Source organism: Cyanobium sp. NIVA-CYA 375 (assembly GCF_056108345.1).
Map to the genome: position 1 here is coordinate 1 of NZ_JBSYHW010000061.1, position 15,735 is coordinate 15,735.

General features: G+C 65.3%; 21 protein-coding genes. 14 read left to right on the forward strand and 7 right to left on the reverse strand.

Annotated features, from left to right (window positions below; translation table 11 throughout):
* Positions 1 to 399: hypothetical protein (locus AC01FP_RS13065; RefSeq protein WP_474480799.1), on the forward strand; the 399-nt coding region annotated here is incomplete at its 5' end.
* 65 nt (positions 400 to 464) lie between these two features.
* Positions 465 to 1,001 (forward strand): hypothetical protein, encoded by a 537-nt coding sequence (locus tag AC01FP_RS13070; protein WP_474480801.1) that lies wholly within the window; start codon positions 465 to 467, stop codon positions 999 to 1,001.
* Between the two features lie 28 nt (positions 1,002 to 1,029).
* Here AC01FP_RS13070 and AC01FP_RS13075 read toward each other — a convergent pair whose 3' ends face one another.
* The 7 genes from AC01FP_RS13075 to AC01FP_RS13105 form a co-directional block, all read right to left on the reverse strand.
* Positions 1,030 to 1,560 carry a sigma-70 family RNA polymerase sigma factor gene (locus AC01FP_RS13075; protein ID WP_474480803.1) on the reverse strand — a complete coding sequence of 177 codons (531 nt, stop codon included), beginning with the start codon at positions 1,558 to 1,560 and terminating at the stop codon, positions 1,030 to 1,032.
* Positions 1,561 to 1,584: 24 nt separating this feature from the next.
* Positions 1,585 to 3,207 carry a phage terminase large subunit family protein gene (locus tag AC01FP_RS13080; protein WP_474480805.1) on the reverse strand — a complete coding sequence of 541 codons (1,623 nt, stop codon included), beginning with the start codon at positions 3,205 to 3,207 and terminating at the stop codon, positions 1,585 to 1,587.
* A complete protein-coding gene (locus AC01FP_RS13085) occupies positions 3,207 to 3,743 on the reverse strand; it encodes a hypothetical protein (RefSeq protein WP_474480807.1) in 537 nt (178 codons plus the stop codon). The genes AC01FP_RS13080 and AC01FP_RS13085 overlap by 1 nt, the downstream gene beginning before the upstream one ends.
* A 4-nt stretch (positions 3,744 to 3,747) precedes the next feature.
* Positions 3,748 to 4,146 (reverse strand): hypothetical protein, encoded by a 399-nt coding sequence (locus AC01FP_RS13090; protein ID WP_474480808.1) that lies wholly within the window; start codon positions 4,144 to 4,146, stop codon positions 3,748 to 3,750.
* Positions 4,147 to 4,263: 117 nt separating this feature from the next.
* Positions 4,264 to 4,950 (reverse strand): hypothetical protein, encoded by a 687-nt coding sequence (locus tag AC01FP_RS13095; protein WP_474480809.1) that lies wholly within the window; start codon positions 4,948 to 4,950, stop codon positions 4,264 to 4,266.
* A gap of 291 nt (positions 4,951 to 5,241) precedes the next feature.
* Positions 5,242 to 7,947 carry a primase-helicase zinc-binding domain-containing protein gene (locus tag AC01FP_RS13100; protein ID WP_474480811.1) on the reverse strand — a complete coding sequence of 902 codons (2,706 nt, stop codon included), beginning with the start codon at positions 7,945 to 7,947 and terminating at the stop codon, positions 5,242 to 5,244.
* Between the two features lie 15 nt (positions 7,948 to 7,962).
* On the reverse strand, positions 7,963 to 8,157 hold the full coding sequence (locus tag AC01FP_RS13105) for a hypothetical protein (protein WP_474480812.1): 195 nt from the start codon (positions 8,155 to 8,157) through the stop codon (positions 7,963 to 7,965).
* Between the two features lie 103 nt (positions 8,158 to 8,260).
* On the opposite strand from AC01FP_RS13105, the gene AC01FP_RS13110 reads away from it, so the two are divergent.
* The 12 genes from AC01FP_RS13110 to AC01FP_RS13165 form a co-directional block, all read left to right on the forward strand.
* Positions 8,261 to 9,691, forward strand: a complete 1,431-nt coding sequence (locus AC01FP_RS13110; protein ID WP_474480813.1) for a DEAD/DEAH box helicase — start codon at positions 8,261 to 8,263, stop codon at positions 9,689 to 9,691.
* A gap of 21 nt (positions 9,692 to 9,712) precedes the next feature.
* Positions 9,713 to 9,955 carry a type II toxin-antitoxin system Phd/YefM family antitoxin gene (locus AC01FP_RS13115; RefSeq protein ID WP_474480815.1) on the forward strand — a complete coding sequence of 81 codons (243 nt, stop codon included), beginning with the start codon at positions 9,713 to 9,715 and terminating at the stop codon, positions 9,953 to 9,955.
* Positions 9,952 to 10,221, forward strand: a complete 270-nt coding sequence (locus AC01FP_RS13120; protein WP_474480816.1) for a Txe/YoeB family addiction module toxin — start codon at positions 9,952 to 9,954, stop codon at positions 10,219 to 10,221. The genes AC01FP_RS13115 and AC01FP_RS13120 overlap by 4 nt, the downstream gene beginning before the upstream one ends.
* A gap of 21 nt (positions 10,222 to 10,242) precedes the next feature.
* The gene (locus tag AC01FP_RS13125) at positions 10,243 to 10,620 is read left to right on the forward strand and encodes a VRR-NUC domain-containing protein (RefSeq protein ID WP_474480817.1); all 378 of its coding nucleotides are present in this window, start codon (positions 10,243 to 10,245) and stop codon (positions 10,618 to 10,620) included.
* 244 nt (positions 10,621 to 10,864) lie between these two features.
* Positions 10,865 to 11,584, forward strand: a complete 720-nt coding sequence (locus tag AC01FP_RS13130; RefSeq protein ID WP_474480819.1) for a helix-turn-helix domain-containing protein — start codon at positions 10,865 to 10,867, stop codon at positions 11,582 to 11,584.
* Positions 11,585 to 11,674: 90 nt separating this feature from the next.
* On the forward strand, positions 11,675 to 12,445 hold the full coding sequence (locus AC01FP_RS13135) for a hypothetical protein (protein WP_474480821.1): 771 nt from the start codon (positions 11,675 to 11,677) through the stop codon (positions 12,443 to 12,445).
* Complete coding sequence (locus tag AC01FP_RS13140; RefSeq protein ID WP_474480822.1) at positions 12,442 to 12,687, forward strand: hypothetical protein; 246 nt, start codon at positions 12,442 to 12,444, stop codon at positions 12,685 to 12,687. The genes AC01FP_RS13135 and AC01FP_RS13140 overlap by 4 nt, the downstream gene beginning before the upstream one ends.
* Positions 12,680 to 13,267, forward strand: coding sequence for a hypothetical protein (locus tag AC01FP_RS13145; protein ID WP_474480824.1), 588 nt, complete (start codon positions 12,680 to 12,682; stop codon positions 13,265 to 13,267). The genes AC01FP_RS13140 and AC01FP_RS13145 overlap by 8 nt, the downstream gene beginning before the upstream one ends.
* Positions 13,267 to 13,572 (forward strand): hypothetical protein, encoded by a 306-nt coding sequence (locus tag AC01FP_RS13150; protein WP_474480826.1) that lies wholly within the window; start codon positions 13,267 to 13,269, stop codon positions 13,570 to 13,572. The genes AC01FP_RS13145 and AC01FP_RS13150 overlap by 1 nt, the downstream gene beginning before the upstream one ends.
* Positions 13,569 to 14,348 (forward strand): BRO-N domain-containing protein, encoded by a 780-nt coding sequence (locus tag AC01FP_RS13155; RefSeq protein WP_474480828.1) that lies wholly within the window; start codon positions 13,569 to 13,571, stop codon positions 14,346 to 14,348. The genes AC01FP_RS13150 and AC01FP_RS13155 overlap by 4 nt, the downstream gene beginning before the upstream one ends.
* A complete protein-coding gene (locus AC01FP_RS13160; RefSeq protein ID WP_474480830.1) occupies positions 14,348 to 14,593 on the forward strand; it encodes a helix-turn-helix domain-containing protein in 246 nt (81 codons plus the stop codon). The genes AC01FP_RS13155 and AC01FP_RS13160 overlap by 1 nt, the downstream gene beginning before the upstream one ends.
* 161 nt (positions 14,594 to 14,754) lie before the next feature.
* Positions 14,755 to 15,735: hypothetical protein (locus AC01FP_RS13165; protein ID WP_474480832.1), on the forward strand; the 981-nt coding region annotated here is incomplete at its 3' end.

Here is a 15,735-nt window from a genome sequence, read left to right on the forward strand (position 1 = left end):
TATAGCAACGTCAATGCCCCAGTAACCAAGGTGCATGACAATACCAGTCAAGAAATAATAATCATCACATCGGATAGGCTTGAGCTGGTCCTGGAGAGGTACCTGAAGAATCTTGAACGCAGGAAAGACTGGATTGCGCCTCTGAGCCTGCTGATTACAGTCGTAGCTACTTTTTCAACTGCAACTTTTAAGCAAGCATTCTTTAGCGCCGATACTTGGAGCGCTATATTCTTTTTGGTTGGGCTGCTTTCTCTTTTGTGGCTTATCAAGAGTAGCTTGGCTTCATTGAAAGCTCCTGCCATGGGTGATCTGATGAGTAAGATTAAGCAAAACTCTGAATCACAGTCAAACACCCTACTGCAGCGGGCGGGAAATCTTGACTCATCTGACAAAGCGTAGGCTGTAGCCCGCCACTAAGTTGGAGAGTTCGACCACAATTCTTTTCTCCTTGATCACTCTTGATCATGTCCAAGCCAACGTGGTCAACCGTTAAATCCGCTGCTTCTGAGCTGAGCCCAAAAGAGCTGCTCAGCCTGGTCGGTGAGCTGTATCGCCTCTCCAAGGGCAATCAGGCCTTCCTCCATGCCCGCTTCGCGGATGCGGAAGCCGCTATGGCGGATTGCAAGAAGGTCATCGCTGAATGCCTGAAGCCAGATGTGTCGCGCGATCGCCCTCTGCAGGTCGCCAAGGCCAAAAAGGCTGTTGCGGATTTCTGCAAGGCGGTTGCTGATCCGGTCGCCCATGCCGACCTGATGGTGTTCTTCCTCGAGCAGGGCAATGCCTTCACGCTGGAATACGGCGACATCGATGCGAGCTTCTACAGCGCCTTGGTGGCCATGGCCCGCCGCGCCGCCGAGGTGATCTGCAGTCTGCCCGTAGACCTGCAGGCGTCCTTCATGGAGCGGTTGGGAGAGGTTGTGCGCTCATCTTCGGGTATTGGCTGGGGCTATCACGACGACCTTGCGGATATCTACGCCGCCGCATTTCCTGATCGGCGTTGAGGAAATCTGACCCCGACCAGCTCACTGCTCACTCCAGCTCTGGATCCATCTCACGCACCGCCATCGCCACCACTCGCACGCTGCAGGCATGCCCGATCTCCCGCCAGCGCTCCAGCGTGATGCCCAGCCGCCCGAGCATCACCTCCAGCGGCTGACCCTCCCCCAACAACCTCTGCCCCCGCACATGCAGCTCCCGCCAGCGGCCCGGCACTGAGATCAGAAAGCCCTTGTCACGCAGGTAATGGGTGATCTCGCCGTTCACAAAGGGCCTGGCGTAGGCGATGAAGTGGTTGGGGCTGCGGCCGGGTCTGTGGATGTCGTAGCGGCGTGAGGCCTTGATCAGCCCGATCGCTGCCAGCTGCTCCAGGTCTTCTTTTGGGTGGCCGGTGCGACGGGCGTAGTTGGCCGCCACTTTCGCTGCAAAGGGCAGGTGCTCCACCACCAAGGCATCAGCAGCGGCATGAGGTGAGCGCAATGGCCCGCGCGCACGCACGGATCTTGTCACGCGTGCGTTGGCCTGCTGGGGCCTGGGGCGGTGGGTGTGTGGTGAGGTGCTCATCAGAAACAGGTGGGGTCGTGTCCCTCAGCGGGAGAACAGCAGCGGCCGGGGCGTGGCCGTGCCCTGGCCGCGCCAGTGCTGGTTCTGCAGCCAGATCACGCCCTGGCAGAAGGCGTCCACAAGGTCGTCATGAGGCCCGTTGGGAAAACCCAGCAGTTCGCTGATCAGGTCGTCATTGCCACGGCGAAACGCCAACTGGCCCGCCTCCATCAGCGGGGCCACGGCATGGGCGCGGCTCACCTTGCTGCCGGTGGGCCGCACAGCGATCAGGCCAGGGATCTGGCGCCGCAGCAGCTGGCAGACGGCCGGGCCGTTGGCGGCGTCCTCCACCAGCACCGCATCAGGGCTCTGGCCCTGCCCCAGCGCTCCCAGGGTCTGCCCGAGGAAGTTGACCACGCCCGGTAGATCGAGGCGGTGGTGCTGGCTCCAGAGCACTTCAATCCGGTGGGAACCGTTGTTCCTCGCTTCGGCTGAAGGGCTGACCTGAGAAGCACTGCGGTGGAGCTGCTCACCCCGTGCCTGGGCCTGGGCCACCGGGTGGCGGGCCTCCGGATCCGGCAACAGGCCAAGCAGGCAGAAGCCGCAGTAGTCGTTCTCCGCTCCCCCCTTGAAGCTCAGGTCGCAGCTCAGCACCACCGCTGCAAAGGGCCGTTGGTTTGCCCGGGGCCCGGGGGCAGGCGTGCCCGCAGCGGTGCGGATCCAGACGCGTTGGAACAGCAGGCCCTCTGCCGGTGAGGGGCGCTGCTGGTACAGCGCGTTCCACCAGTAACTGCCGGCGCGGATGCGGATCTGCTCGAGCTCCGCCAGCGGGAACCGTTCCGGGCAGAGCGGCTCACCGGGCTGTCGCCAGTCCGCCTCGATGCTGCAGGTGGCCGGAAACTGGATCTGCAGCTGGGGCGGTTCCGCTATGGCCGGCAGATTCAGCACCTGCCACTGCTGCGGTGCATCGCCGCTCTCCTGCTCCAGCAGCCAGCCGATCAGATCGTCCTGGTGCCAGCGGGTCAGCACCACCACCTGCGCGGCTCCTGCACTGCCGTTCACCCCTGGTTCAGCGCGGGTGAGCCAGACGGACTGGAACCACTCGATCAGCTTTTGGCGTTGGCTGGCGGAGTTGGCATCTTCTGGGCCCTTGTAGGGGTCATCGATGATCCCAAGGGCGTAGCCCTTGCCTGTGAACGGCCCGCGCACGCCGGCAGCGATGCACCCGCCGCGCTCGGGGGTGAGCCAGTTGCCCACAGCGGTGGAGTCCTTGGAGAGGGGGTGACCGACGGCGCGGTAGTAGTGCCGCGCCTCACGGCTATGGGCATAGGCCAGCTCCGCCGAATAGGAGGCGATCGCGCAGAAGCGTGTGGGGTAACGGCTCACCCAGTAGGCAGGGAACAGCTTCGACACCAGCAGCGACTTGCCCAGCCGCGGGGGGCAGCAGACGATCAGGCGGTTGAGCTCCCCATCAGCCACGCGCTGCAGCAGGGCGATCAGTCGCTCGGCCCAGGTGTGAAAGGCGTAGCCGGGATAAGCGGCCACGATGAAATCCCGAAAGGCCTGCTGGGCTTGGGGTCCGTGCTGCTGGCGGCAGGGGTCAGGAACATCCAGCAAGCCCCAGTCAGCCCAGAGGTCGGTAGTTGGATCGAGAAGCAGACCGGCCATCAGCTTCTGCCCCCTGTTGCCTGCCCGTCTGGTGCCTTGAGAGGAGCCCGCAGCAGCCCACCGATCTCAGCGATCACCCGGAACGCGCCGACAGCGGCATTGAACTGGCCCGCATCCATCGCCCGGCGGGCGCAATCGTTGAGGGCAAAGATCTGCTCAGCCTGATGACGGCGGCGGTCAGAGATCAGCTCCTGAACCATGCGCTCACGCGCCAAGTTCAGGTATCGGTTGACCGTCTGGGTGTTGTGGATTCCCCAGTTCTCACGAGCATTTTCAATGATCTGCACCAGAGGTAGGCGCTGAGCCACCCAGAGCTGTGCCTGAGCAATGCGCCGTTCCACCTCCAGCCGCGAGGGCCTGGGGGTGAGTTGAACCGCCACGCCCTTGGGGCGGCGCGGTGGATTGGCATGGCCGATCGGCCTGGCCGGATCGGTGGGCTCATGCAGCGGCTGGCCGTTGTCGTCCTCTGCGCTGGCCGCAGCGCGCAGCTCCTCCACTGGATCGGCAGAAGGCAGAGCGTTGGTACGCGGCGGCATCAGCTCAGAACGGTTGGTCCTGGGTCTTCGGGGGGCGGATGGTCCAGAAGGGCTTGCCGCGCTTCTCCGTCGCACTCCCCTGCTGGATTGCCGCGTCCTTTGCGGCCTTGAGCTGCTGCTCGATCTGCTGCACCGCAGCCGGGAACGCGTAGCTCAGCCGCCCGCTGCTGTGGGCAAAGGCCCAGTCGTTGTGGGAGAAGGAGGGATCCAGCTGGCCGGTCACCATGGCATCGCTGAGGGCGTCTAGCAGCGGTTCGAGCTGCTGCTCCAGTTGCTTCTGCTGCGTCTTGATCGCGGTGACAGCATCGAGCAGTGCATCGATGGCGTCGGCCCCATCCGTCGCACCACTTGGTGCGCCTGACGGCGCAGGAGCGGCTTCAGCAGTGGCAGCAGGCATCACCATGAGCACGGCGTTCAGAGGCCTGCAGGCCAGAGCCCACCAGGGGCTTCACTGTATGGGCTCTGGTCTAAGAGCCGCAATCACAAGGGCTGTTAATTCCTAACCAGTCTCCCCCCGTACTCAGAAGGGCCTGTGGGCGAAGCAGTAACCGCTCCAGGCGGCAGCCCAGGCCGCCAGGCACTGCTCACGGCTGTAAAAGGTGCTGCAAGAGGCTTCGCCGGGCTTGCTCCAGATCGTCTGGCCCAGCTCGTAGTGGTTTCCCTGGGCGGTCTCCAGCACCATGTAGCCGCCGAGCTGGGCGGCGGTGGAGTAGGGCCGGCCGTGGGCCGAGAGGGTCTTGAGGTCGTAGAGCACCCGCACCTCGCGTCCCCGCCGCTCGCTCAGCGCCGGGGACACGTAGGCGCCATCGAAGGCCCCGGCCACGTTGCGGGTGAGGCAGCAGGTGAGCCGCTCGCTGGCGATTACCCGCACCTCCTCCCAGAGCGGCAGCTGCAGCAGCGGCAGGATCCAGTCCCGGTACTGGTGATGGCCAGGGAGAGTCTCGGTATCGAGCAGGGCCTCGCTGGCACTCTTGCCCACCAGGAAGCGGGCCTGGCTGTAGCCCTCCAGGGCTGCGTGCACGGTGGTGCCGCGCGGCTCCCAGATCGGCCGCTTGGCCTCAATCGAGCGCTTGGCGGTCTCGCTGAGGCCATGGGCCAGCACGCCCGTGATCGACACCGGGAACAGGTGATTCCCCAGCCAGTAGCGGTGGGCCGCCTCATCCCGCCAGAGGCCGGGGATGGGCTCCAGCCAGGTGGCGGTCAGCATGGCCGTTTCCCCTGCAACAGCCCGTGACGGTGGGCGTCACAGCCGAAATCCCGCTCCAGAGCTGGGATTGAGCAGGCCCCGTGACGTTGTAACTCTCTTTCTCTAAACAGAAGCATTAGCAAGCAGCAGTGTGTCTTTACGCAGGTGTGCATGGGTGCCTATGTGTGTGTGAGGGTGTCTATCCCCGCCGAAAAGCGTCACAGCGTTACAGCCGCTGGGATCGGCTGCGCTGCAGTCGATCTGGGCATAACGGTGGGGTGTTGCGGGGTGTCATGGCTGTGACGCTCGGGCTCAGAGAACCGCCAGTGGTATCGCCACCGCCCGCGTGACCATGCCGGCACCGCAGAAGCGCACCGGCCCGCGGCGCTGGGCACCGGCCAGGCGCAACAGCACCACCGCCCAGCCATGGGCCCAGGCCGTCTCCCGCAGGATCTGCGCCACCGGCTCGGCCGTGTTGCTCACCAGCAGATGGGGCGGCTCCAGCCGCAATCCCTGGCGGGCCAGGGATTGCGCTGCCAGCTCGGCGCTGATCTCCAGGTCATGGGCCTGGTGGGCGGCAAGCTCCACCAGCTCACCGATCGTGCGGGTGACGGTGCGATCGGGGCACTCCACCCGCAACGGGTGCTGCAGGATCGTCTGGATGCAGCGCTGCTCATCGCTGAGCTCGGTGCTCTGGCTGTAGCTCTCCCAGTCGTGGCAGGCGATGCACTGCTCGGCCTCCTCCTGGGTGGGCACCACATCGCTGAGCAGCGACCAGGCCCCGGCCATCAAGGTGCCGTACTGATCCCCCAGGCGCTGGGAGTCGAAGTGCCGCGCCGCCGCCCTGGTGAACACCCCTTCCGCCTGGCGGATCATCGGGATCAGGCCCACGGTGCGGGCGATCAGCCGCCGGCCCAGCTCGCTGGAGATGTGGCGATCGAGGTCCCGATCCAGCGAGGCCCAGTGCATTTCACGCTCACCTTTGGGCAGCTCGGCGGGGTTGCGCAGGGTGAGCTGGGCAAAGCGGCTGCGATCGGCCCCCTGCTTGAGAGCAGTGGCGATCGAGCTGAGCAGGAACATCGAGCGCACCCGGTAGCGGCTCACCTCGCCGCTCGGGGAGCCCTTGAGCAGGGAGGCCCCGCTCTCGCTGCTGGCCACCCGTGCCAGCGACAGGATCCCCTGCATCCGCTGCTGATCCGGCCGCTCGTTGCTTTCGGCCTCATCGAACACCACCGGCACGGCGTCGGAGCAGATCGACTGGCGCAGGGCGGCTTCTGTGGTCGAGCCGCTCACCAGCAGGGCGAAATCGCCCAGCAGGGGGGTGATGTAGCGATCGAGGATCGCGCTCTTCCCCGAGCCCGCACCGCCCGTCAGCCAGACGTGGGGCCGCCAGCGCAGGGAGCCGCAGATCGGGCTGAGCACCACCCAGCCCACCAGCAGCGTGCCGGAAGCAGGCACATCCCAGTGGAAGCGGTTGGCGATGCTCACGATCACCGCCGCCTCCTGCACTGAGAGGGGCTCCACATCGCCCGGCCCATCCAGGCGCGGCATGCGCTGGTAGACGTAGCGCGAGCGAAAGGGAGCGGTGATCAGGTGCTCCCCCTCGGGGGTGACGAGCCGATCGCCGAGGTGCAGCAGCGGCCGGCCGTCATCCCACCAGGCCCCGCGCCCGCGGATGCGATCGGGGGTGAACAGCCCGGCGGCGATCGAGCGCTCGTAGAGGTCGCTGGCCACCGCCGACCAGTTCACGCCGGTGCGGCTCGGGTAGAGGGTTTCCCAGTGGGCCAGCGGCGCCAGGGCAATCAGATTGGTGGCGGTGTGGGCCGAGCGGGCCAGGCGCAGCACCTGCCCGGTGCGGCCCGAGCGGTAGTAGCTGGCCTCGCCGTCGTAGCCGAGGCACTGGAATGGCTCCCTCCCACCGCCGCCAGCAGGGGAGTCAACGGAAGCTGGCTCCTGCTCGTCAGCGTTTGATGCCTCCACCGCGGCTGCTTCCGCTGCAGGTAGGGGCTGCACCCACTGCTGCAGGTGCTCGGCTGCTTCCGCCGGGTTCCACTCGGCGTTGGCCAGATCCCAACCTTGCGGCAGCTCGGCCGGCGGTTCCACCAGCTGCACGCGGCAGCCCTGACCCCTCAACAGAGAAGCCAGCCGCGCCATGGCCTTGCGGCCAGGCGCGTCGGCATCGGGCCAGAGCGTCACCGCCCGCCCCGCCAGCCCCAGTGGGGCCAGCGGCTGCCAGTCGGCCTTGGCGATGGCGTTGGTGCCGTTGGCCCAGCTGATGACAACGTGCTCGGGGAATAGCCGGGCAGCGGCATCAGCGGTTCCTTCTCCTTCCACCACCAGCACGGGTACCTCGGGGCGTTCGCCCAGGCCCGGCAGTCCGTAGAGCGGCCGGGGTGCAGGCCACTCGCAGGAGAAGGGATCGCGCCGGCTGGGCCGGTGCCAACCGCCATCGAGCCACACCCGATGCAGGAAGACCTTGCGGCCCTTGCCGCCCAGGCAGAGCCGCTGGATCCAGAACAGCGGGTTCCCCGCCGCATTGCGGTAACACCACTGGGCGATGGCGCCCTGGTCCAACGCCGGCGGCTGGGCGTCAGCAGGTGGGAGCTCAGGTTGCCGCCAGGGCCGGCTGCCATGACCTGGAAGTCCAGTGACGGCAGAGGGCTTGCCGCCGTTGCCGTTGCCGGTGCTCACCGGCTGGGGCCGATGCCGTCCAGTGCCGTCCGGCTCCAGGCCCAGGTAGCGCTCCACCTCCTCGCAGGCCTGGCGGAAGCTCCAGCGGCGCACCCGCATCAGCAGGTCCATCCCGGTTCCGCCGCCACCCAGGTGGTCCTTGCCGCCGCACTGGTTGCAGAACCAGGAGCCACTGCCGTCCCGATCGTCAAAGCGATACCGGTCCCGCCCCCCGCAGGCGGGGCAGGGCTGATGGCGGTTGCTGAGCTGCTCGGCTTGCAGCCCCCCAAGCACCTCAAGGATGTCCCGCCAGCGGCCCGAGGCCGCCGTCATCACGTCGCTTGCCATGGGTGTCTCCACGGCTCAACGACGTTCAGCGGATGTCGCCAACACGGGCCCTGGCATGGCCATGCCAGTCCGCTCTGCCGCGATCACGGCATCGATCACCTGGCGCAGCACCGCCGAGCGACTGAGGGCGCCGTGGGAGCGGCGCTGATCAAGCCAAGCCAGCTGCGCCTCCGTGATGGAGACGCTCAGAGGCGGCGCAAAGGAAGCCATGAATGCCTGAAGTTCTGAGCACAGCCTAAGCGTACCCGGCAAGGCTTGATAAATTGAACATTGCTGAGCCCCTCTGCTCAGCGCAAAGCCTGTCGTCATGCCCATGGCCCCGATCGTCCTGCGTGACTACCAGCAGCAGTTACTGGCCGACCTCCGCGCCGCTCTCAAAGTCCACCGGCGGGTCTGCGCCGTGATGCCCACGGGTGCCGGCAAGGGCCAGACCATCGGGGCGATTGTGCAGGGCGCGGCCTGCAAAGGCCGGCGGGTGCTGGTGCTGGCCCACCGGGCCGAGCTCATCGAGCAGCTCACCGGCACCGTGCGGGCTTGGGGGTTGGTGCCCGACGTGGTCTCCCCCGGCATGCGGCTACAGGGGCGCCAGGTGGCGGTGGGCTCGGTGCAGACCTTGGCCCGGCGGCTGGAGCAGTTGCCGCCGCCGAATCTGATCATTCAGGACGAGGCCCACCACCTGGTGGCCGGCAACGTCTGGGGCCGGATCATCGAGGCCTGGCCAGGCGCCCACCTGATCGGCAAGACCGCCACCCCCGAGCGCCTCGACGGCAAGGGGTTGGGCGTAGAGGCCGGCGGCTATTTCGAGGCCCTGGTGCTGGGGCCCTCAGCGGCCTGGCTGGTGGAGCATGGCTGGCTGGCCCGCCCCACGGTGTTCTCCTGGCCTGGAGCCAGGAACAGCAAGCTGCGCCCGCGGATGGGCGAATACAACCTTGAGCAGGCGGCTCAGGCCTTCGGGGACCGGGCCGCCATCGGCGATGCGGTGTCCCACTACCGCCATCGACTGCACCCGGGAACGGCGATCTGCTTCTGCTGCACCATCGAGCACGCCGAGCAGATGGCCGGCGCCTTCCGCGCTGCGGGAATCCGGGCCGCGTCGGTGAGCGGCGGCACCCCTGCCGAGGAACGCAAACGCCTGATCGCCGGGCTCGGCACCGGCGAGGTGGAGGTGCTCACCAGCTGCATGATCATTTCCGAGGGCACTGACATCCCCTCAGTCGGCGGCGCAATCCTGATGCGGCCAACCGCTTCCTTGGGCCTCTATCTGCAGATGGTTGGCCGGGCCTTGCGTCCCGCGCCAGGGAAGAGCGAGGCGGTGATCCTTGATCACGTCGGCAACGCCCATCGCCACGGCCTGCCCACCGATGAGCGCGAATGGAACCTGGCCGGCCGCAGGCGCCGCGAAGGAGTCTCGATCCCGATCAAGGACTGCCCGGTGTGTTTCTGCAGCTGCCCCACTGCTGCGCAGGTGTGCCCGGAATGTGGCCACCTGTTTCTTGTCGAGGAACGCGATGAGCAGCGCCGCGGGCTCCAGCAGCTTGAGGGCGAGCTTGTTGAAGTCACGGGGACCCGCCATCGGCCCAAACCCAACCAGCAGCAACGGCCCCGGCGCACGCACCCGGCAGCCGGTTGCCGGACCTTCGAGCAGCTGCTGCAGCGCGAGCAGGAGCGCGGCTACAAACCCGGCTGGGCCAGACACGTCTGGGCTGCCAGGCAGCACAACAAGGCCAACAGCAGTACGCTTTGACGTACGGGTGAAGGCCATGTCATGACCACCGTGTCCGCCACAGAAGCCCGCAAGCGGCTCTATGCCCTGATCGACGAGGTGGGGCAGTCCCACGAGCCTGTGCAGATCACCGGCAAGCGCAGCAACGCCGTGCTGCTGTCCGAAGACGACTGGCGCGCCATCCAGGAGACCCTGCATCTGGTCTCGATCCCGGGCATGCGTGAGTCGATCCTTGAAGGCATGGCCACTGAGGTGAGCGAACTGAGCAGCGAACCGGGCTGGTGAGCTGGACTGTTCTTTTCACCAAGCAGGCCCAGAAGGACGCCCGCAAACTCGCTTCCGCATCCCCTGCTCTCAAGCAGAAAGCTCAGGGCCTGCTGGACATCCTGGCCGTTGACCCCTATCAGCAGCCACCTCCCTACGAGGCCCTGGTCGGCGATCTGCGAGGGGCCTGCTCAAGGCGCATCAACATCCAGCACCGTCTCGTCTACCAGGTGCTGGAGGAGGAGCGGATCGTGAAGGTGCTGCGCCTCTGGAGCCACTACGAGTAATCCCGCCCGGCAACAGGAGGCATGGCCTCCTCCCCTAGCGAACACGAGATCCAGCAGCGCATTCGCCTGGCCTGCGGCCGCGGTCCGGTGCGGCTCTGGCGCAACAACACCGGCGCCCTAGTCGACCAGCAGGGGCGCTTCGTGCGCTTCGGGCTGTGCACTGGCAGCAGTGACCTGATCGGCCTGCGCGCGCTGGAGATCACGCCCGAGCTGGTCGGACAGCGGCTCGCCCAGTTCGTCGCCCTGGAGGTCAAGACAGCCCAGGGCGTACTCAGCTCGGAGCAGCGGGCCTTCCTGAGGCTCGTTCAGGAGCTCGGTGGCGTAGCAGCGGTCTGCCGCTCCGTGGAGGAGGCCGAACAGCTGCTTTGCACCCCGAGGCAAGTGCTGCTGGGACACTGATGGATCCGGCAGAACTGCAGCAGCGGCTGAGGCGTCTCGCACAGGCCCACCCAGACGAGCACCCCTACACCCTTGCTCTGAGATTGCAGGCAGAGACAGGGAAGGTGATGACTGGGCAGCTTGCCAAGCACATCCTGCAGAGGCTCGGACAGGATCGGACCTGATATGCCAGGACGTGTCAGGAAGTGACTAGGAGTGCCAAGCTTGCCGTATGGTTCGGAAAATCCCATTCAGGATCCTGAACGTGGCCATCACCTACGCGGAGCTGCTTGAGCGCCAGGAGGAGAACCGCACAGCGTTCGGTCGGATGCTGCTGAACTGGCGAAGAACCAACGGCTGGACCCAGTACACCGCCTGCAGCTGGGCGGAAGAAGCGGGCTTTGAGGCAATCAGCTACGGCAACCTCTCGGTGATCGAGCAGGGCAAGGCCGGCGAGCTGCGCCAGAAAGCCTTCTGGCAGCTGGGCGAGCTGAACCGCCGCATCGCCGAGAAGGACTGGGGCCCGGTCAAGAGCCAGGCGATCAAGGAGAAGCTCGAGAACGCCATCCCGCTGGGAGACGACGAATCCCCGGCTTGGACGCCCCTGGAGCTCTGGGCCTGCTACTGCGGCCTAAGAGATGTGCCGGCAGCGTTCCGCACCACGCCCGCACCGACCGTTGGTCAGCGCAAGGCCACGGAGCTATCCAGTAAGTGGCGCAACCAGATGCGCCGGGTCGTCGACGAATGCGGCCTCGAACCAAGCGATGCCCTCAGCTCCCTGGCGGTTGAGGCGAGCGAAGAGCATCGCAAGCGCTTCTTTGCCGTCCTCACGGGCTTCGGTGACTACAAGCCGGAGGAGCTGGCTCCACTGTGGGTCGAGAGCGACCTTTACCTGCCCAAGCGCTGGCTGGACCAGTGGGAGGCGGCCAACAGGAAAGACACCAAGCCCAACGGCCGCAGAGGCAAGAAGCCAGTCAAGGCCTGATGGCTAGGAATTAACAGCCGCTGTTAGTGCGGCTATCAGAGAACAGTGCTAATTTTCGGATCAGCGGGCAACCGCCCGATTCGATCCGTCATGGCTCCACCCCCCAGGCCTCCAGAGGCCGGCATTGAGGCGCCGCCGGCCGTCCTGGCCGACGCCACCCCCGAGCAACAGCTCACCCTTGCCCTAGCCAGTTTTCAGGCCGAGGTGTCCCCCATCACCGCTGGCGATCTGGCGGAGGTGGTGCACGCAGCCCGCCCCGCCTTCCGCCGCGGGATCAGCTGGTCCGCTCATTTGCGTGAGCAGCAAGGGCGCTCCAGGCTGCAGGTCACGGTGATGCACGTCGCCGGAGCCGAGCTCTGCAGCGAGTACTGGGCCGATGAGGCCAGCGACCTGGCCGAAACGACCGGCCTGATGCTGGCGATGCTGCTGGGCATTCCTGTGTCTGCACAAGCTCGGGCTGTACAGCCCTGTGCTGCTGCAGAAGATCAGGCTGCCGACAAGTCTGACGTGGTCGCTCCGCAGAAGACTTGCCCCGATCAGCAAGCCGACGATCCGTCTCCACAGGATCCAGTCCCACTGGCTGAATCCACGGATGACGGCACTTCTGCAGACGCTGATCCAGCCCTGGCCCCGCTCTCCCCTGAGGAGGTCGGCGAGGTCCACCGCCGCGTCCTCGAACTGCCCCAGGCGACACGTCAGGAGCTGACCAAAGCCTTCCGCGAGCACTTCCAGGTGCCGCGCAACGCCCGCTCCATCGGTGATCGCATCACCCAGCGGCAGCACAGCTTGTTCATCGAGCTCTTCCTCGAAGAAGCGCAGGGCCAGGTGCAGGCGGAAGCTCCTGTGGAACCAGGCCCATGAGCGAGAGACATCGCCCCCGGCCGCCACGCCGCTACGGCGAGCAACCCCGTTCTCAGGCTGGTCGCCATTTCATCCAGACCCAGGTGCGCACCGATGTGTACCTGCGGCTCCGCGAGGTGATGGAGACCCACAACCTCTCCGCCAGCGGAGCGGTGCATCACCTGCTGCGCGAGCGCTTTGGCTTGCCGCCCCTGCCCCCGTTCGATCAACACCCGATTTCCACCGATTCATCCGATGGCTAAAGACATTTTTCGCAGCCCCCTCGCCGAAGTGCGTTGGGCCCACCTGATCACCCCCCGGCATCAGCTCGACAAGAGCAAACCCAAGGCCTGGACAGCAGACCTACTGCTCCCAAATAGGGACGAGAAGGCCCAGTCCTTCCTTCTGGCGATGGAGGACCAGTTCATCGCCCTGCACGGCAGCCGCAAGCGCCGAGCCGAGAAGGGCTTCCCCTGGAAGCCCGACAAGGAGAAGCCGAGCGACATCACCGTGGTGCGCTTCAAGGTGCCGCAATTCCAGCGACGCGATGGCTCTCTTTCTGATGGCCCCCGCATCGTCGATGCCAGGAAGCAGCCCTGGGACGGGGCCGCTATCGGAAACGGCTCCAAGGTGGTTGTCGCCTTCGACATCTACGACTGGGATGGCGAAAACGGCTGCGGCATGACCTTCCAGCCGCGTGCCGTTCAGGTCGTCGAGTTCGTGCCGTACGAGCAGGTCGATCCCACCGATGGCTTTGAGGAGGTCGAGGGCTACACCACCGCCGGTAGTGGTGCCGGTGATTGGAACACTGGCGCTGCAGACGACGGCGAGGAGTTGTTCTGATGCCGCTCGATCGTCAGGGCATCAACCCCGGGGCCTGGAGCGGCAGGCCCCCTCACCGGCCCGCTCCCCAGCTCCCTGCCTTCTGCCGCACCCGCCGGCCAACCGTCATGGTCACGGCCTCCAGCCTTGCCGGGCTGCGCGGCTTGGTGCTGCTGGGGCTGGCGTTTCAGCTGAGCACCCTGCTGCTCGTGCTCGCCGGGCCCGTGCCGCCGCGACCAATGGCCAGCACCAACACCGTCTTCCGCCCCGATGCCGGCAGTGATGCCGGTGAGGTTCCACCCATCACACCGCTTTCAGCCCGATGAACAACACAACTTCAAGCGCCATTGTTCCCTTTGACTTCGAAGGCAACCAGCTCCGCGTCTTCGCTGACGAGCACGGCGACCCCTGGTTTGTCGCCACCGATGTCTGCAGCGTGCTGGGGATCGGCAATCCTCGTCAGGCCACGACCCGACTGGATGCCGACGAGAAGGGTGTCATTTCAACTGACACCCCTGGCGGTGTGCAGGCCGTGGCCACGGTGAATGAACCTGGTCTCTACACCTTGGTTCTCGGCAGCCGCAAGCCGGAGGCCAGGCGCTTCAAGCGTTGGGTCACACACGAGGTTTTGCCGGCGATCCGCCGGACAGGGCGCTATTCCGTGCCTGGCCTCGCGCCCACGCCGGCATCCTTGCCCTCAGACAAGCAGGACAGCGTCGGGGCTCTGTTGCTGATTGGTCAGGCCGTCGCCCAGGTCCCCGGCGTGAAACCCGGTATCGCCATGGCAGCAACGCTCACCTGCATTCAGGAAAACACTGGGCTGGCGACCGAATCCCTGCGGCGAGCCCTGCCGGCAGCGGAGGACCCGATCTGCTCACTCAATGCCACGGGGCTCGGGCAGCTGTTGGGGATGAAAGCCAAGGACACGAACCAACACCTCGCAGCCTGCGGGCTGCAGATCCGCAATCAGCGTGGGGAATGGGAACTCACCAATGCCGGCCAGCATTGGGCAGAAGCCCTGCCCTATTGCCGCGGCGGCCACAGCGGCTACCAGATCCTCTGGAATCCCGCCGTGGTCAGCGTGCTCCGGGAGCTGGCCTGATGGAGAACCACACGACGCCACCCCCATCCGGACGTCACCGGGTCTGGGTGACGACGGCCGAAGCTTGCGCTGCTCTTGGGATGAGCCGCGAGACCCTCCGTCAGCTACGGCTGCGGGGGGTGCTCACCCCGGGCAAGCACTACCGCCGCTGGGGCTGCACCCAGGGCCGGGGGCCGCTCCAGTGGCATCTGGAGAACGTGGAGTCCACCATCACAGGGTGGAGCCGGCGGAATCTGCAAGCGTGAGCCAAAAGGCAGCACTTCGTTACCGGTCAAAGTAGTTCAGTTAGAGCAAGGGGAGTACGAGCAGACTCCAGGTATGAACTGCCAGGTGGCCAAAACGGCCTAGCCGCTGGGGGTTCTCGTGGTAGGAGGTAAAATTAGAGCGGGGCTCAAGTTTTGGCATTGTGGCTGACCTTTCAAAACTCACCGGCATTGGGCTGGCAGCAGGCGTCACCGCAGCCAGGAAGATGCGGCAGGGATTAGACAAGAGCGGTCAAGCACTTGCCGTTGCAGCTGGATCAGTCGCGGCCTCGCTGAGCGAGCTGAATAACTTCGCTCTCGATCCCCAACTGGTGAGTCGAATCACCTCAGCGGCATCAAACCATGGCATTGCCATTGCTGATCTCGTCGCAAAACTCCCCGGTGATCTTGAAAACTACGGCACAGCGGCTGTCGATGCCTTCCTGAAGGGAGGCGATGCCAGAGGCAAGGAGTGGTCCCACATCCAGAGCCAGTCCAATGCGCCCCATCTCGCCTCGAATCCAGCAAATGCGATCTGGGAAGACGGCACCATCAACAACAGCCGAAACTCGGTAGATATGTCGTGGCACGAGCGAGCTCATGCCAGCGTTGATAACCATATTGATGCTTTGCTTGCCGCTGCCCAGACGCCTGAGTTTTGGCAGCGAACACTGGGAAATGCGGTGGAAGCCAGCGTCTACTCAGCTGCCATCGCGGCAGTTGATCAACTTCTCACTTATCGCGACGAACTGATCAATGGCAGTCCACAGGTAAGAAAAGATCGACTGATTCAGATTTTGCAGACCAGTGGCTTAATGGCAGCTGGAGCCCTGCCGGTTTCCGTTTTCTTGGCAATTGCACTGATGCTGGTGCCTGGGCTCACCTTTGTAATGGGTCCTCTGGGCATCCTTGGCACGGCTGGCCTGGGAATCCGGTTGCTTTCCTCCGCGATCCGTAATCCCAGCAGGCAGGAGCGGGAGATGACCCAACATCTCCGGAACGTACTTCAAGAAAAGCTTTATTCCATCCAGCGAGATCGCACTGGAAACGTCACCATTACAGTTCGAGCCCCCCAGTTTCAGGAAAGTTGTCACCCCTCTGATCAGTACATCCGGGGGCTTGAGGACATGACTAATGCGTCGATA

What these genes read in the sequence shown, in the direction of transcription:
- AC01FP_RS13070 (WP_474480801.1), top strand. Translation starts at nt 465, where the DNA reads ATGTCCAAGCCAACGTGGTCAACCGTTAAATCCGCTGCTTCTGAGCTG.
- AC01FP_RS13075 (WP_474480803.1), bottom strand. Translation starts at nt 1,560, where the DNA reads ATGAGCACCTCACCACACACCCACCGCCCCAGGCCCCAGCAGGCCAAC.
- AC01FP_RS13080 (WP_474480805.1), bottom strand. Translation starts at nt 3,207, where the DNA reads ATGGCCGGTCTGCTTCTCGATCCAACTACCGACCTCTGGGCTGACTGG.
- AC01FP_RS13085 (WP_474480807.1), bottom strand. Translation starts at nt 3,743, where the DNA reads ATGCCGCCGCGTACCAACGCTCTGCCTTCTGCCGATCCAGTGGAGGAG.
- AC01FP_RS13090 (WP_474480808.1), bottom strand. Translation starts at nt 4,146, where the DNA reads ATGGTGATGCCTGCTGCCACTGCTGAAGCCGCTCCTGCGCCGTCAGGC.
- AC01FP_RS13095 (WP_474480809.1), bottom strand. Translation starts at nt 4,950, where the DNA reads ATGCTGACCGCCACCTGGCTGGAGCCCATCCCCGGCCTCTGGCGGGAT.
- AC01FP_RS13100 (WP_474480811.1), bottom strand. Translation starts at nt 7,947, where the DNA reads ATGGCAAGCGACGTGATGACGGCGGCCTCGGGCCGCTGGCGGGACATC.
- AC01FP_RS13105 (WP_474480812.1), bottom strand. Translation starts at nt 8,157, where the DNA reads ATGGCTTCCTTTGCGCCGCCTCTGAGCGTCTCCATCACGGAGGCGCAG.
- AC01FP_RS13110 (WP_474480813.1), top strand. Translation starts at nt 8,261, where the DNA reads ATGGCCCCGATCGTCCTGCGTGACTACCAGCAGCAGTTACTGGCCGAC.
- AC01FP_RS13115 (WP_474480815.1), top strand. Translation starts at nt 9,713, where the DNA reads ATGACCACCGTGTCCGCCACAGAAGCCCGCAAGCGGCTCTATGCCCTG.
- AC01FP_RS13125 (WP_474480817.1), top strand. Translation starts at nt 10,243, where the DNA reads ATGGCCTCCTCCCCTAGCGAACACGAGATCCAGCAGCGCATTCGCCTG.
- AC01FP_RS13135 (WP_474480821.1), top strand. Translation starts at nt 11,675, where the DNA reads ATGGCTCCACCCCCCAGGCCTCCAGAGGCCGGCATTGAGGCGCCGCCG.
- AC01FP_RS13140 (WP_474480822.1), top strand. Translation starts at nt 12,442, where the DNA reads ATGAGCGAGAGACATCGCCCCCGGCCGCCACGCCGCTACGGCGAGCAA.
- AC01FP_RS13145 (WP_474480824.1), top strand. Translation starts at nt 12,680, where the DNA reads ATGGCTAAAGACATTTTTCGCAGCCCCCTCGCCGAAGTGCGTTGGGCC.
- AC01FP_RS13150 (WP_474480826.1), top strand. Translation starts at nt 13,267, where the DNA reads ATGCCGCTCGATCGTCAGGGCATCAACCCCGGGGCCTGGAGCGGCAGG.
- AC01FP_RS13155 (WP_474480828.1), top strand. Translation starts at nt 13,569, where the DNA reads ATGAACAACACAACTTCAAGCGCCATTGTTCCCTTTGACTTCGAAGGC.
- AC01FP_RS13160 (WP_474480830.1), top strand. Translation starts at nt 14,348, where the DNA reads ATGGAGAACCACACGACGCCACCCCCATCCGGACGTCACCGGGTCTGG.